Below are 15,723 nucleotides of genomic sequence, written 5' to 3'. Positions count from 1 at the left end.
GACATCGCGCAGGCTCAGATTAAAGCGAAAGTAGAGCCAGACAGCACGGGCTACGATTTCGATCGGATAGCGGTGGTTCTTGTAGGTCGGTGCACTCACGGTCATGGGTGCGCTGCTACCTCAATTTCCTTACCGCTCAATCAATGTGACAGTACCCCACCAAGCGCTGTCATCGAGACCTATGAATATGACCGTGTGGTATTCGAGGCCTTTGCTTTTGTGGATTGTCATGAGCGGGATGTAGTTGGCGCCTTCGAAAGCGTCGAGCGCGACCTGCCAAGAATCAGCACCTACGCTTGAGCGCGACAGGTGAAAGGCGGCCGCGTCCAGAATCTTGTCTAGCCATGCGCCCTGACCATAAGCGGGATAGCGCGCGATGAGCCGCTGCCTTCCTGCAAAGTTCACCAGATGATCGATGAGACCGCGTGCTTTCGAACGAGCGCGGACCAGCTCCCGATTGTTGCTTGCAAGCTTGACGACAAATCTGTCAAGTTCACCAGCCAGGCTCCCCTGACGGCGGTCATCATCGATAGGGATGCCGCGAAGCATGGCCAGCGTCTGTAGGCAGTCTGTCCAGTAACGCCCGGCGCGACCTGTCATGGCGAGCCGAAGCAACGACAGGACGACCTCGCTCACCTCCTCTGCCAGAAGCTCCTGAAGGGCGACTGGCCCGTTCCCGAGCCGCTCTGCCTCATTACGAAGCAGGATATTGCTACCAAATGCCGTCTCCAATTTCGAAGTGTAATCCTCGGGTCTTTGGCGAACGATCAGCGCGATGTCGCGCGGCCTCAATCTGTGCGTCTTCATTTCGGCTGCGATAAAGCTTGCCAGATGATTAGCCTCGCGCTGCGGAGAAGTGAAATTCCAGATCACGCAGCTGTCTGTTCTGACCGTCCCTTGTGCCTTAGACACAGGGGGTGGCGCCTCCTCGTCGATCGCTTTAGCTAGAGTTGCCTGAATGCGCACCAGCTCGGGCGACGAGCGGTAGTTGTGGAAAAGCGGTACACGCCGGGCTGCAAAGCCGGATTCAAAGGCCCTGAACGGATCCTCCATGGCCATGGCCCAACGCATGATCTGTTGTTTGTTGTCGCCGACGGCCGTGAGGACGGTGTTCGACCCCTTGAAAATGGTCTCTAGCAGATCGTACTGGACCTGTGTCGTGTCCTGAAATTCGTCGAGGAAGACGTGGGAATAGGTCAGGTGCAGCGCGTCGCGCGCCATGGGCGTGGTTCGAAGCAGCAGCTCGACCAAGCGTCCGATCATCGGAAAGGAGAGTGAGGTCTGTGTGCCGCTGTATTGTTTTGCCCAATATTCCTTGATCAGCCATTCGATCAGATCGGTAGGCGGATCCGACGTCTCCTTGAGCCGATTGGGAAAAGCTGATCACGGAATGTAACACCGGAAAGAGCCTGGACGTCCCAGGACGCGCCGAAGCGAATGGGCGGTGCGTCGACACCACGGTGCAGGAACTCTTTGTAGTCTCGTTCGAACGGAAAAATCAGCTGGTAATTGGGATCGGGGCGCCAGGCTTTCGTAAGGACCTGACCGAAGCGATCTATATTACGATCCTTGCGAGGTAGAATGGCAAAAGGTGGTTTTCGGGCTCTTCCAGAGCGAAGATCGTCAAGGCCGGAACGACGAAATCGTCCGACAGAAACCCCTCAACATCCTCAGCGACAACATCGCGTTCAAGGTCGAAGACTGCGGCGGCGAGCGCGAAGTAGAACAGGGAGTGCTGGCCATCGCTCAGCGCTTCCAGACCTCGCTCGCGCCCGGCAGGGCCGTTTTCGAAGAGGACGGCGAGCTTGCTGACGATTTGCTCAAACCTGCGGCTGACAAGACTGAGACGTGGCTTGATGTCGGTCTCTTCGTCGTGGAGGTCGGACCAACGCTTGTTCAGCGCCTCCGCAATGGCCTTGATGGCATCTTCACCATCGAAAGCGCTTGAAAGTTTTGAGCTGGCATCGTTGATCTCCCTCCTTGCGTTGGCTGACCAGTCGATGGCACGCAGCAGCCGGGCTGCCAATGCCCCGGTGGTCGCCCGGATCTGGCTCGTCGCGTCACGCATCGCGGGCGTATAATAGAGCTGAATAAGCCCGCGTTCGGACGACGATACCGGGTGCTTCATGTCGTCCGTGAAGTCGTCCTCGGTCGTGTCGATCCAGTACAGATTCTGGGAGACGTCGCCTTCGGCCGATCCATCCCGTTCCCAAGTCGCCTCCAGCCGCATGCGGCAGGCTGGGTGGTCGTCCTCTCGTGTGATCAGCATATGCTTGAAGCAGGGCGCTATCGTTTCCGGCGTCGCTTCGCCGTTGGTCAGTTCGGGAAATTCGATGACGACATCGACCGACAGGAACCGGGTCTTCTTGTCTTCGAGATCTTCGTCGGGCGCGATGTGGAAATCGGACGGTTCGATCGTGCGCTGGGCCCGGCTCACCCCGAACATCTTGGACAGCGCCTGGAGAAAGGCAGTCTTGCCTGCCGCGTTCGGCCCGACGAGAGCAGCGAGATCACCAAAAACAGGTACAAAGCTGCCTCTATGTCCGAATGGCATGTCAGGCGAACCCCCAATGGGATCGCCTTGTAAAGTAACTCTGTGTTGTTCCATCATTATTACGCAACCATTTCCAGATGAATTTCACCGGAAATGCTTTGATTGAAAAGCGGATAGGAACATGAGGACCGGACCATGAACGACAGCTCCCTGCCTTTGGCGCTTCTGATCGACGGCGATAACGCCACACCGAAGATCGTCACGGGGCTTCTTGCTCGCCAACTACGGGACGGCGAGCGTCAAGCGCATCTATGGCGACTGGACGAAACCGAACTTGAATGGGTGGAAGGAATGCCTGCTTGAACAGTCCATTCAACCGGTGCAACAGTTCGCTTATACAAGAACGCCACCGATGGCGCGATGATCATCGACGCGATGGACCTGCTTTATAGAGCTCTTTGCGGCCACCGAAGCTTATCTGATGGAAACGTGGGTAATCCCGATGAAAATCATAGCCAGTGCGTGATCTTATCGTGACGTTTTCTCCCGAAGATTTCGAGAGGAAAGCGCGGGGATTTACCCCGCGATCACTAAGCGGCTTTGTGGCCTCATGTCAATCGACGCTGAATGTTGGGTCGGACTCAATCTCGCAGTTGCCAAAGTAGTGCTGGAAGGCAGTTCCTCAAACATCCATTTGAGAACGCATAATAGCGTTGGCCACGCTTCCAACAGGCTTGTTGCCTCTTGCAAATGCGACTCGAAGCTCGGCGGCGCGAGCCCAAGCGCTTGCCCCGGATCTTAGCTTTTGCGTTTCCTCGTCGCTGAGTACAGGAACCTGCTGCCTAGCAAGCGGCCCGTAAATCTCCGGAATCTTGCTCACGGCGCTAAGCGCGGTGCTTCCCCGTGCTCCGCTTCGCGTGAGGCCTTCGGTTTCCTTTGGCTTCCCAAAAACCTTCGCAGCTTTGTCGAATTCTAGAAGATATCCTGCAAGGACGGCGTCACGATCGCGCGGTATCAGTTCAGCGGCATAGATGGTGCGCTGAAGTTTGCGAAATGCATCGAGCGCAGCCCCATCCGAACCATTGAACGCCTCGATGACCTCATCCCATTGAGCCCCGAGAATATCTGGTGCAGTTCCACTCGCATCGATGACGGTTTCCCGCCGCTGTACAGCGAGAAGGAAGTAATCGAAATCGGTGACCAGAGGCGAGTTGAGCTGCTCGCCTTCGCGCAGCCGGGCCCCCACTACGAACAGTTTGCCCTTGTGCTTCGAATTTTCCGGTGCGTTGGAGACGAGAAGATAGCCGCTGTTTTTCAGCATGCCGCCATGCAGTGTTTCGACCTGGGGCGTCACGCCCTTGATCCCTAGAAGCTCGTTGAAGCCCGAATACACCTTTTCAGCGACGGCAAGCGCCGGAGCGAGCGTTCCGCCCAATGCACCACTGACGCTTCCCATCACGTTCAGCAGGGTGAACGCTATGTCATTGCTGGGCATGGCATAGAGCCCGATGAAAGCTTCGAGACCAGCAAGCGACGTTGGCATCAAAGGCACGATCTCGATGTCTCGAAGTTCGACCCAGCCAGGGCGTGGCTTTTCATCATCGCTCGCGTTGGGCTGGATCTCCTTCAGGCGGTCCCGAATTTGGTGTGGCCCGAGAGCAAAAGGCAGCGTCCGCGGCTTTCCGCGAGACCGGAACTCCGCGAGGCACAAAAACAAAGGCATCAGCTCTTGTGTGAAACGACGTGAGTCTGCCAGGTGAAGACCGGAGAGCCTGAGCGTGAAATAGCATTCGCCCGGCTTGAATGGCTTTCCGTCTACCAGTTCGGGGTCTGGATCATAGCGGATGCGGGATGCATCGATCCATTCGACCAGTTTCGGGACCGACTTCGCTCCACGCGCTGTTTTTACGGCCTCTGAAAAATTGAATATATCCCATAGCGGCATGTAAACCTCCTCTTCTCAAATTGTCGTCCATTCCTCGTCCTGGACAACCAGCATCGGCGACACGAACGTTGGCGTGTCTGGATAGGTGTTTCGTACCGCTCTTAAAGCGGCATGAAACGCCCGCGCCAGCGAGGATCCTTTCGCGAGCTCCGCGTGCACCTGTCCCGTAAAAAATGCAGCCTCCAGATCATTGACCTCCCACCGGAAGCCGATCACGGCCGGCATCCCGGCCTGAGACAGGCGGAACACCGACTCAGGCGCGCTGCTTTCACAAGAAGACAGGATGACGAGCTGAGTGCGCGCCTGTCGGCACCAGGCCGCAAATTCGCTCATTCGCAACGGCAGCACTTCGCCGTCAACGGTGCCCGGCAAAATAAGATAGACCGTGCCATCCCCGGCCCGGATACTATGTCCGCCAAAGTGGATGATCTGCAATGTCGGGCTCTTGGCCGACTGGGCGCTCGTCAGTCTTTCCTGCAACTGCATCAGCGCACTTCCACCAACAGTCAGTACAAGTTCCTCGGCATCGGCGCGCGACCGGGCGAGGGCCTCGAATTCCGCGCCCAACGCCTGCAGCGGGTCAAACATCCGCTCACCACCGGGAAATTCATACCCGCCAGACGCATCCGATTTCACGAAAAGCGTGTGCCCGGTCAGGCGCTCGATGTTCGGCAGAGCCGTCGCAGTGCGCGAGCCCGGATTCAAGCAGTCTCGCCGGGCGATTGGGGCGAGCCAGCGAACGAAATCCTTCTTGCCCGGATCATAGAGCAGCTCAAACGGTACATGCACGAAGGGATTGGTGGCAGCAGCTCCAGGGCTCATCAAGCTGAATCGGACGTGAATACGATCATGCGTTCCGACCTGGTCAAGACAGTAGCTGATCGCATCGCTCACCGTCTTTCCGGCGTACTCGGTCTCATACGAGATGTCTTCCCCGGCCGCCTTGAGAACGCCCAACCAATCGTCGGTATATCGCAGCTCGTCCCTTTCGTGTTTGAGCGGCGACCAGTCCAAGAAACGATCCTCAAGCTGGCTCAGTTTGTATCGCCCCGACCAGTCCCGGCTTGACGGCACGATGACCGGCTGGCCGTCGAGGATGATCTCGGTGCGGATATTGGCGGCTCCGACCTGGAGCTCGATCCTCGCTGTGCGGGGACCAGCGCCTTGGTGCAGTGATGAACTCTTGAGGTGCGCTGCGACGGTCTCAGGCGCGTCATTGGCCAAGATTGCGGTGTTGGGAAAGCGGGATGCTATGCTTGAAAGACGTTCAGACGGGTAGGCAGACCAGAGAAGGACGCGAACGCCGTTGGCAATGGGGCGCAATGCGTCCAGTACATCGACGGCTTCGAGAAGCGCATCGCTTGGGTTCTGACCAGGTGCAGCAAGTGCGCTAATAAGAACGCCGGCAAAAGGCTCGATCTTCAGGGCAGATCTGAACGAGTCCACCATTTGCCCTGCGGAACGCAGGCCAGGCGCGCATTCGGCCTCGATGTCAAATGCTTCGAGCCCGATCTGAAGGTACTCAACCCATTTCGCATCAGGCGAAACGACAAGCAACCGTATCATTGGGGGATCTCCTTCGCCGCAGGCGGAGCACTCCTCCCCGTGACCTTTGTGGATGTGCCCTCAGGCAAGACCGGCAGGCCACCCACGCAGACAATAACCTCATCGTTCTGCCGCTCGACGGTCAGCTTGCCGCGATGCGCCCTGATGACCTTCCGAATGGCATCGACGGCGTGCGTGGCGACGGCGAAAGCCAGCGATTCGACACGGGCGATCTGGTCCTGGGGACGGCTCTGTTCGTCCGGCGTCACTTCGGCGAGGCCCGCCGCAACCGAAGCAGAATCGCGCGCGCTGACGGCCAAATTTACAAACGCCCTGCCTTGTGAGACGCTGATCGACACCTTCAGCGGAGAATCTGTGGCGCGCACGGCAAGCAGGTGCCCGACAAGGGAGCGAAACGCAAAGGCAAGACGCTCCGGATCCCCGACCACGATTACCGTCCTGTCGTCTTCATAGTCCAGCTGAACGCTGTCAGCTTCATCCGGCGGCAGAGCCCCCCGGAAGCGTCGCAATTCGCCCGCAAGGTCGAGGAACCCGTGACGCACCTTTGGCGCCGACATGATGTCAAATACGGAGGCGATGCGTTCGTAAGGAAGATCCGCACAGGCCAGATTACCCTCTGCCCGCTCGAGAAGCTCGAAAGCTTTGGTGTTAGGTGAGAGAGTGCCGCGAGCGCTTCGCAGCAGAGCGCCGGCCAGCGCTAGACGGCCATGCGCCTGAGCGGCGACGGCGCGCACCGCCGCTTCCATGTACTTCAGGGCACCGACCCATTGCGCCTGCTCCACATCTGCTAGCAGCAGTATCCGGCGGTGAAATGCCTGGTCCCGGTATGATGCAACCGCGAGTGCAGTCCGCATGACTTGGTCAGCGCCTCTCAGCCGAAGGTGGATGCCGGCACCTGATTCCTGCTCGCCCGCGACAAATTCGCGTGTCGTCTTATCGGCTGCATAGGTTGCGAAGTCTCTTAGCCGAGCGCGGTTTTTTTTGGACGCTTTGACTGGAAGCGCCGCGTTCCTGGAAAAATCGAAATCCTTCGGCAGACCGAGCATTCTCAGGGCGGCAGCGTTTGCGCGTTCAATACGCGTACGGCCGCCCAGAACGACAACCCCCTGTTCCACGATATTCAGGAGCGTGGTAGCAAGCCGCGCTTCGAACCACAGGGCTACCGCGCGCTCCACTTCGACGACGGTCCGCCTTAAAAGTTCCTGCTCGGGGAAAGGAAATGCATTCAATTGCGACGACTCGAGGTCGAGTATCCACTCGATTTCCGCATCGGGATCAGGGCCTATTCTGATTGGAAAGGTCAGCGCTGATGCATGCGAGGGGCTGACACGGATGTAGTTGTGTGTGCCTGATTTCCTGTTGACGTCCGGAACATACAGCGCATGCCCCGCCTTCAGGGTTTTACCAAGCATGCCTTCCGACAGGGGTTGTTCGTAGGTCGGCGGGAGTTTGAGTTTGCCGTTCGCATCGTGCTCTGCCGCCACCTCGAACATTTCATGAGCGCGGTTGACACGAAAAAGGCCGATATACTCCCATTCGAAACCCCCGCACAATTTCTCAACGAGTTTTTGAGCGAGCACGGGAGGTTCGGCCTGCGGTGTGAACAGGGCGATAATATCCTTTGCGACCACCTGGGCGCGCATGTCGAACGCCTCATTTATCCGGCGCACGATGCGCTCCATGAGCAGCGCTTCCAGCTTTTGCTGGTCAGCGCGTCCGAACGGGCCCGGCGGGCTATTGCGCCGGCGAGCCAGGGTAAGAACGGCTTTGACCCGCCCCCCGTCGAGCAGTGGCGCGACGAGATAACTGGCCGCCCCCCGTCTTTCGTATTCGCGCGTGACGATATTATCCCGTAGTTCTTCGGCCTGCGGATATTCCTTATAAAACTCCTCCGAATCGGCAACCCAGCGGACATCTCCTTCTGCCCAGCGCGCAATATCCCCAGGTATTTCGACCCAGCGCGCGGGCCATCGGAACTCCGTCCCCCCGTCCATGGCAAAGCGGCCCCGCACGAGTGTGGTACCCTCTGCCGCTTCAGCGCTGTGATAGTATTCGGCGTAGCTGACGAGGTCGAAAGGGATTTGACGTTCAAGGATCGCAACCACCGAACGCAACATGTCTTCCGGTGAGACGCCAGGCGCACACGCGTCAAGCATCTCTGCCGATGCCTTGGGTGTCGTGTCAAATTCGGCCAAGCGCATTGCAAAAAGTGCTGCACGATCAAGCATGGCGGACGCTGAGGAACTGGGGGCATTGCTGCGGACTTTCTCGAGCGCGCGCGCAAGGTCTCGCCAGTCCAGGCTGGGACTGCGCAGCTGGACCGCCAGCGATCGGGCCAGACTGATCCACTGATTTGGCTCTTCGCCCAATTGGGTATTCGAGAATAGTGAAACGAGCCGGGCTATCCCAGACCGCTTCTCTTCAGTCGTCGGGTCCATTCGGCATTGACCTCCTCACGCTCCCGCTTTGGCTCAAATTCGGTCTTCCCGTCTCCTTCAGACGCTCGGAGCGGCCGCGGCTTCCTCGATTTCGACGTTGACAAAAATGCTCGGGTCGCCGGCATCTCCCGTGATGGAGATTGTTATTCCAGTCCATTTACCCCCTGGCATGTTCAGAGGCGGCTTCGTTTTCTGGCCGACCTCCCGCTTGTCGTTGAACGGGTAGAGATCGTTGGGATCGCCCCGGTTACCAGTTCCAAAAACGCCCGCAAGCTGGCGCTTTCCGTCCGCCTGCAGCAGCTCGATCGCCAGATTGCCTTCGTCATTGACGTTTTGGATCGCCTCATCGACCACGTAGATAGCGACACCCTGATCCGGGAGAGACGCGTCTTGCTTTCTCTGCCGGCGGTATTCGACGACGATATATTGCTTGTCCGTCATCGTCTGTTCGTTGCGCAGGATCAGCGCAGTTCCGCCTTCGGCGGCCGGCTTGAGCTCGATACTTTTTTGCGACAGGGAAATGAATTCCGGCGTGATCCATCCATGGAACATGCGCAGCATGGCGTTGGGATAGGACGGCAGCAGGCCTCCATTTCCCCAGGATCCTGACGCCATGAGGCAGTAGTTGCCAAGCCCGCTGGAACGCATGTTCTGCGATGATCCGGTATCGTAGTAGTCAGCCCACCGTGCGGCGAGATGCCCCCACTCATGGGCGCAGACGCCGACACGGCAATCCTCGGGAACCGTCAGGTAGGTGCTGACTTTGACATTTGGTCCGACTTGAACGCCGCCATTCGGGATGACCCATTTGTGGCTCCAGATGTCGTTTCTGTCGCCAGACTGCTCGGCACCGGCGCCGGCATGGATGATGAAGAGTGCCGTCACGACGCCTTCCCCCAGGACATCGTAGCCGCCGAAATCGACCCCAGCGGCGACAGCCGCGGCGACCGCATCGCGTGCCATTCCCTGGGCGTTGCGGGGATCGTTCCCGTCCATGCCGGATGATCCATCGGTGTAAAAGCTCAGAGGCTGGGGCATCCTGAACCAGCCGTGCACCTTGCCGACGACGTCGATCCCAGTGCCGGCATTCGCGTCCCATCCGCTGACATCGCGATAATAGTCGCGCATGCTGCCGGTTGGAAAAACATGGCCCGAACTGAATAGCATCTGCTCATAAAGGCCCGGCGAGTGGTCGGGTGCGTGCGGTCGGTCCGGGAAATCGACTAACAGAACGAGGGTGCGGATTTCCCCTGAAAGCTGTTGGGGCGGGCGGTCGATCAGCTCCCGCACCGCTGCCTGTCCAAATTCCATCGCGCCATCGTCGAGGCCGACATATTTCGAGCCGCGCCGGCTTGAGCGCCAGACCTTGTAGTAGTCGTTGAAGGTAAATTTCGGTGGAAGCCTGCCATCTGCCTTCAATGACAGGAACCGCCCGTAAAGCTGCGCCAGCAACTCCGGCGACGGCGGAACCGCACATTGCGACTTTCCGCAGCCGCACAACCGAAATGGTTTTGCCGAGACCCTCATTTCCCCCTCCTCCAATATGAAACTCGTCTGAGCGATCAGTTGGATACCAGTGTGCTCGGTCCGAAAATCGCGGTGAACCGTGAGGCGATATCGATGGAGGCCACCTCCCTCGGATGGAGTTCGTCGACCCAGCGGCCCCGGACACTGCCTCGCAGGTCAACGACGGTAACGTTGTCCTTTTTCTCCGCAACGCGGGCGAGGAGGTCGTACAGCTCTCCAACGAGATAGGTGAGGATCGCCTGTATCAGCACCCGGTCCGCGGTCAGACTGTATCCGCGCCGCACAAAGGGGCCACCAAGCCAGATGCCATCTTTGCGCGGCGTCGGGATGTCGTAACCATGAACAAGCATGCGGGTATTTCGGGGCCGCGACAAACGCTTGACGTCGTCGGCGATCTGGCCATACCCCCACTCAAGCCGGTCAGTGACCCTCTTGATCAGGTCGACATGAAGATGGGATGTGGGCGCACTGCCGGAAGCCTCGCTCTTGTGCTTGAGAAAACCCGACAGCGCGCCACCACCCAGAAGGTCGTTGCCGCCTCCCGAGAAGACGAAATAGTCGAAGATGGCCGACCCGATCTTCTGGCGGTAATCTCGTTTCGACAGCATTTGCTCGAACGTGTCTCCGGGCCACGCGACGCTGCCCGTATAATAGTCTTGCTCGATGATGTCGAAGAACGTCTTCTCATAGCCCAGCACCCAGGAAATTTCCGACAGGATATTGATCCAGGAGTCACCGTCGGCGCAGATTTTTGGGGCCCTGACCACCTGCGCGGCGCGCGCACGATCATCGAGCTGGCCACCCGCGTTAAGTGCGACATAGTCAGACTTGGCGAGATATTGACCGCGGCCGTTGCGCGGGTGGTAGACCAGGCAAATCGCCGGATCTTTTTCGAGCGTGAACGAGGCAAACCGTTTAGGTACGGTTTTCGGCTTTGACGCCAATTTGGCGTCCGCTTCCGGCTTGCTTCTTGCTCGTGGTGCCTTGGACATTATTTCCTCCGAAGTCCACAGTTCTCGTTGACGCGGCTTCGCCGCTGAGATCCTGAAAGGGCTAAGCGATGCCGAGTTGCGCCGCCGCCGCGCGGGCCAAAGCCTCAGCAAGTTCGTCCTTGTTGTTGTGCCCCTTTGTTGCGTCTGAGACATTGTCCCCGAAGAAGGGCTCGACGAGGGCGGAGGGAATGTCGATCGCCGACACGCTTTCGTAGCCGCGGTCTCCGGGATCCCGCTCCTTCAGGTCCCGATCCGCGGTTCCCAGCGCTTCGAGCATCGCGCGTTGGAGCCTCCTCGCCCACTCTTTCGATCCCGAATTTGTTTCAGCATCATAGAGTGTTTCGGTTCCCTTGGCGGCGCCCATATGGGCATTGAAATGTAGCTCCATCACACAGGTCGCGCCCCAGTTCAGGACCTGCTGATAGGCTCCGCTGATCCCGACATTGTCGCGATAGAAAATCTTGGCGGGAACGCCGAGGCGAGAACAGGCTGCCTTTATCTTCGAGGCGAGATCCTTGTTCCAGACATACTCGCTTTGATTGATGGGAGGGCCACCATAGGCGCCCTGCGCATTTTGGGTATGGCCAACGACGATCGCAAGCCCCGAGCCCGACGCGCGCAAGGTGAACGGTTCTCCACGAAGTCCGTTGGCGTTGCCGCGCATGATCTCAAGAGCGTCCTCAATGGCCTCTTGTTGCGCAAGCAGGTCCTCAAATTCCTGGAACTTTATGTTTGCGCCGGAATTGATCCGCTTCCTGAGAATATCCAAGTCGCTCATCGTTTTTTCCCTTTCTCATCGTCCGCAAGCCAATTGTCCTCCACCGCATCGTCGATCGGGTCCTCTGGAAGACCAGATTTCGCGACCTCGCCAACAAAGGCCAGATGGATATGTCCATCGACATATCCATCGCCGACCAGATCGACGCGCGCCCAATCCTTGTTTTCCCCGTCGATTGAGAGCACGGCGACTGGGGTGTCGCGCGGTATCGTTGCGATTGTTTCAAATTCCGCACCAGGCCCTGCACGCAATCTCGCCCCGTTGCGGGCGGTAACGGCAAAGCCGACGGCCGCAGCAAAAGTGCTGTTGCGCCAGCCTCCTTCGAAAGCCTTCACGAGCCAGTCAGGTGCGTTTACCCGCCGCCCGTCCTTGCCCCAGACCGTTTTCGGTAGGCCGTAACCGACGTGAATGGTTCGCTTGCCCATGTATTCGACACCGGCTCCAATTCCGGTGGCGCCAAGCTCGGCACAGACCGTCACGAATTTAAGAACCTGTTTGGGCGCTTCCTCGTCCGTGAAGCTGAGATATTCGCCGCCGATCAGCATCTGAAAATCCGCGGCATTTCCTCCGTTGTGCCGCGCCGATCCCCTAGATCTACCGGTCGACCCAGGCTGTCCTGCAGACGTTACGCGAATGGCGTCTATGCCAGCCTTGTCGGCCGCATCGAGAAGCAGCTTTCTAAGCTTGCTGGTAAGTGGAGCGTCACGAATTGCGCCCCTGGTTGCATCGATATACTCTGCCATTACGACCTCCTAATATGACTTATCGTTCCGCAGGCTTGCAGCTTGTCGGACAGCGATTCCGTGCCGCCGTCGGGAGAAGGCGTTCCTTCGCCCGGCTGCGTGTCGACCGGTTTCTCCAGCGGACGCGCCGGGGACCGTGGCCAATGAAAATCCCCGAACAGCCTAAAGCTAGCAACATCCCTCGCCCTTCCCATCTGTTGCAAACTCTTCACGGTCTGCAGGGCCGCTCCCCATTGCGATGACTGTCTGGTTTCACCAGCGTCACCCAGCCGCACTCAAACTGATATTGGCCAAGATTGACCTCACGCTTCAGGCGTCTGGCGAGTTGACTTTTCCACAGAACGCCAGGAGAGCGGCGCAAACCTCCTTGATGGTTGTCTCGCGCCCGCTGTCATCGGGCTGGAACTCGTGGCCGCACTCCATCGTGAAGCCGAGCACCTTGGGCAACCCAGGCCTGGCGAGATGACGACTGTAGGCGTAGTCATCACTTGCGCCTGATGTCGCATAGAGTTCGAATGCGGGGCCGACGCTGTAGTCATCCCCTGCCACGAGGGTGATCGCATCTTTCATCGCTCGTGCCAGACTCCGCACGGTATCGAGATCGACCTCGGTGATGAACTCTCCGTAAGTATCGTCGGGATTGCCACGGATCCCGTCGAACGCTGGGTTCAGAAAATTCTGCTCAGGATCGGCGGTCTGGTTAGAGTCCAGCCCCCACGAGTGAAACACCGCCGGTATGGCGCTATGGACGTCGACGAACCAGCCGGTGCCAGGCAAGCTATCGAGTAGCCACACGATGTTGCGCGTCTCGGATTCTGATGCGGCGGCAGGACCGACATAGAGATATTTATGGCATGGATCGTCGGACGCGCTCACGCCGCCGGGTGCGAAGTGCAGCCGGAAATCCCAGGCGACATCGAAGTTCCTGTTGATGTCGACGCCATGGCAGACGCCGCCCTGGTGATTGAGCAGTGGGCGGCGGTTCTTGCGCCAATCGCCATCGACGTTCTGGCTGAACACGCGGCCGTCCGGATTGGCGCAAGGCAGGATCACGATTTGCATGTCATCGACGATGGAGGCAATCGTCGATTTGTCGAAGTAGGTTGATCCATATCGCAATCCCGTGCCTGAGCTGTAGGCTTCCAGCAGATCGGCTGCGAGGCCGACCAGGGCATCCGGCGGCACCCATTCGCGGGCGTGGACACCGCCGACGAAAATTGCGGTGCGCTGATCCGCACTACGCGTCCTCCCGATTGCCACGGCCTCGACTCGTCGTGATTCTGCGGTGAGGTTCGGAAGGGACACGCGGCTGGCGAGAGCAGGATACCGCTCAGCGAAAATCTGAATCGCGCTGACGATCTCGTCGTAGTTGAGGTACGCCATGTCCTACTCCTTCTTTCCCGGCCCGCGCGGCAGCTCGCCGCTCAGAAAACGGTTGCCTGACGAAACGAGGCCGAGGCGAGAACGTGCGTCGGGAACGGTCTCGAGGACTTCGATCGAGATACCCGTCGACGCACGCGCAACGAGGCGTGCGATCTCCTCCTCCTCCGCCACGCCGATCGCCGCGATCCTTTCGCCCTCGATTTGTGCCAACGGGCGACAGCCGAGGTCCACATCGGCGTCGGCAAGGGCCTGGCGCAAGGCGGACTTGCTCTGCGCCATTATCCTGATCCTGCGTTTCATGGGCCACTCCTCGTTCATCTTCGCCGTTTGGTAGCGCGGGCGGTGCACACCGCGACAGCCCAGTAACCAAGAGCTGCCGCAAGTCTCTCGAAAGTGTACAGCGGTTTCGGACATGCGTAAGATCAGAAGCCTCAAGCATGGCGCGTGAATCCCGCTTCATACGCCGTGCCTTAGGTCGTGACTCCAGCCAGGTAGCGGTTCAGGAGAAAGTCGGCCCAGAGATGGTTCTGAACAAACTCGACCGGGTAATGGGCGTTTGTCTTGATGTATCCGACGTGATCCGGGTCGGCGTTGAAATTGGCTCGTGTTTCCGGGAAGTAGATCGCGAGCCCATGTGAGCCGAACGCTCCCTGCCGCTCGGCGCCGGCATAGTTGGCGATGACCGAAGCGCGCACCGCCTCGAACACAGCATCGGCGGCCTGACCTACATCCGTATTCGGAAAGGCAGCCCCTGCCTGCTCGGCAAACCGAGCCAGATCGACGCCGTGCAATCCGTAGCCGGGGGCGTATTCCTCGCAGGACCGCCGGGCGGAAACGATCCGGCCGAAATCGGCATTCGACACGTTGGTCAGGGTGTTCGCAAAGCCGTCGATCGTCGTCGCAAGATTCTGCATGGTCGAAAGATCGATCGCCGAAAGCGTGGTGGCGGGATCGTCTCCTGGCCCCGAATAATAATCCTCGTAGGATCTGACCATGGTGGTGCCAAGGTCGGCTCCGCTCATCTCCGGATTGTCGACTAATGATTGCAGCCAGCCGGCGTAGTTCCATCCGTCACCGGGTTCCAGTTCCTCGCTGCCGACCATGACTTTCGCCACGTTGCGCAGCGCGTAGCCGGTTTCCACCATTCCCATCAGACACGCGTCGAAACCTATGACGTCGAAATTGAGCCCGTTGAGGCTTTCCTGTATCTCGCGATTGTAGAGCGTATCGCCGCTTGTATCGTCACTGGATACGGAGCGGACAGAGCCGTTGACCGTCACATCCAGGGGAATCGCCTGCGTACGTAGGACCGGCGTCTGGTCGGACAAGCCCTCTCGCCTCGACAGCGTACGCGCCTGCCGCTCCGCCTCGCGGACCATCCGCGACTCGCGGAATTGTCTAAAGGTGCTCAGCTCCAAGCCGCTGACATTTGGACGAATGGTGCGAAAATGCCGCCAACCCTGACCGTGGTTCCAGATCGCAAGCATGTATTTCTTCGCTGGATACTTTGTTGTGGCCCAGTCGACGAAATTACGAAGGGTGATGCCACTTCCCATGTTCGTATCGCCCAAATATTCGAGCGCTTCGGCTGGCGTATAGCTGCTGCCTTTGCCGATCTTGAACCGGTAGCATCCGCGCCATTGTGGCGTAGTCGTCGCCCACCCTCCGTTACGATCGAACTGAACGACGATATTGACATTCGAGTCGCTGCCGACTTTCGCCATCTCGCGGAAATCCTTCAGCCCGAACTGCTCGAGATTGTTGTCGGCGTTCAAAAACACCATGACTGTCCATTCCGCAATATTGGCCATTTTCGTGTTCTCCTCTTATCTACTGATCAAAAATTCTGTTCCGCCC

Annotated in this window: 12 protein-coding genes and 2 pseudogenes; 1 reads left to right on the top strand and 13 read right to left on the bottom strand. The window is 58.7% G+C overall.

Translation table 11 applies throughout. The features are described from left to right. The 3 genes and pseudogenes from A3C3_RS47415 to A3C3_RS39705 all read right to left on the bottom strand — a co-directional run. Positions 1–105, bottom strand: a pseudogene (locus A3C3_RS47415) (IS6 family transposase); the annotation flags it as partial. A 24-nt stretch (positions 106–129) separates the two neighbouring features. Next, on the bottom strand, positions 130–1,320 hold the full coding sequence (locus A3C3_RS41860) for a UvrD-helicase domain-containing protein (protein ID WP_267903779.1): 1,191 nt from the start codon (positions 1,318–1,320) through the stop codon (positions 130–132). Between the two features lie 235 nt (positions 1,321–1,555). Continuing rightward, on the bottom strand, positions 1,556–2,554 hold the full coding sequence (locus tag A3C3_RS39705) for a DUF2813 domain-containing protein (RefSeq protein WP_033419902.1): 999 nt from the start codon (positions 2,552–2,554) through the stop codon (positions 1,556–1,558). Positions 2,555–2,689: 135 nt separating this feature from the next. On the opposite strand from A3C3_RS39705, the pseudogene A3C3_RS44155 reads away from it, so the two are divergent. Then, positions 2,690–2,944, top strand: a pseudogene (locus A3C3_RS44155) (NYN domain-containing protein); the annotation flags it as partial. Between the two features lie 232 nt (positions 2,945–3,176). Here the strand turns inward: A3C3_RS44155 and A3C3_RS0131360 are convergent. From A3C3_RS0131360 to A3C3_RS0131315, 10 genes are all read right to left on the bottom strand, one after another. Next, a complete protein-coding gene (locus A3C3_RS0131360; RefSeq protein WP_022718516.1) occupies positions 3,177–4,439 on the bottom strand; it encodes a hypothetical protein in 1,263 nt (420 codons plus the stop codon). Positions 4,440–4,454: 15 nt separating this feature from the next. Next, positions 4,455–5,663, bottom strand: a complete 1,209-nt coding sequence (locus A3C3_RS0131355; RefSeq protein ID WP_167521878.1) for a CHAT domain-containing protein — start codon at positions 5,661–5,663, stop codon at positions 4,455–4,457. A 338-nt stretch (positions 5,664–6,001) separates the two neighbouring features. Beyond that, on the bottom strand, positions 6,002–8,443 hold the full coding sequence (locus A3C3_RS0131350) for a GAF domain-containing protein (protein WP_022718514.1): 2,442 nt from the start codon (positions 8,441–8,443) through the stop codon (positions 6,002–6,004). A 57-nt stretch (positions 8,444–8,500) separates the two neighbouring features. Beyond that, positions 8,501–9,970 (bottom strand): M6 family metalloprotease domain-containing protein, encoded by a 1,470-nt coding sequence (locus tag A3C3_RS0131345; RefSeq protein ID WP_028740161.1) that lies wholly within the window; start codon positions 9,968–9,970, stop codon positions 8,501–8,503. Between the two features lie 35 nt (positions 9,971–10,005). Next, positions 10,006–10,962 carry a hypothetical protein gene (locus A3C3_RS0131340; RefSeq protein WP_022718512.1) on the bottom strand — a complete coding sequence of 319 codons (957 nt, stop codon included), beginning with the start codon at positions 10,960–10,962 and terminating at the stop codon, positions 10,006–10,008. 61 nt (positions 10,963–11,023) lie between these two features. After that, positions 11,024–11,740, bottom strand: coding sequence for an N-acetylmuramoyl-L-alanine amidase (locus A3C3_RS0131335; protein WP_022718511.1), 717 nt, complete (start codon positions 11,738–11,740; stop codon positions 11,024–11,026). Continuing rightward, entirely contained in the window at positions 11,737–12,483 is a 747-nt protein-coding gene (locus A3C3_RS39700) for an SH3 domain-containing protein (RefSeq protein WP_022718510.1), read from the bottom strand. The genes A3C3_RS0131335 and A3C3_RS39700 overlap by 4 nt, the downstream gene beginning before the upstream one ends. Before the next feature lie 309 nt (positions 12,484–12,792). Then, complete coding sequence (locus A3C3_RS0131325; protein ID WP_022718509.1) at positions 12,793–13,866, bottom strand: M14 family metallopeptidase; 1,074 nt, start codon at positions 13,864–13,866, stop codon at positions 12,793–12,795. A 3-nt stretch (positions 13,867–13,869) separates the two neighbouring features. Then, positions 13,870–14,166 (bottom strand): hypothetical protein, encoded by a 297-nt coding sequence (locus A3C3_RS0131320; protein ID WP_145611433.1) that lies wholly within the window; start codon positions 14,164–14,166, stop codon positions 13,870–13,872. Positions 14,167–14,336: 170 nt separating this feature from the next. After that, positions 14,337–15,677 carry a clostripain-related cysteine peptidase gene (locus tag A3C3_RS0131315; RefSeq protein ID WP_022718507.1) on the bottom strand — a complete coding sequence of 447 codons (1,341 nt, stop codon included), beginning with the start codon at positions 15,675–15,677 and terminating at the stop codon, positions 14,337–14,339. Positions 15,678–15,723: the final 46 nt, after the last annotated feature.

The organism is Rhizobium mongolense USDA 1844, from assembly GCF_000419765.1.
Taxonomy (GTDB): domain Bacteria; phylum Pseudomonadota; class Alphaproteobacteria; order Rhizobiales; family Rhizobiaceae; genus Rhizobium; species Rhizobium mongolense.
Note: the sequence above shows the minus strand (reverse complement) of the source record. Positions and strands in the feature narration are given on the sequence as shown.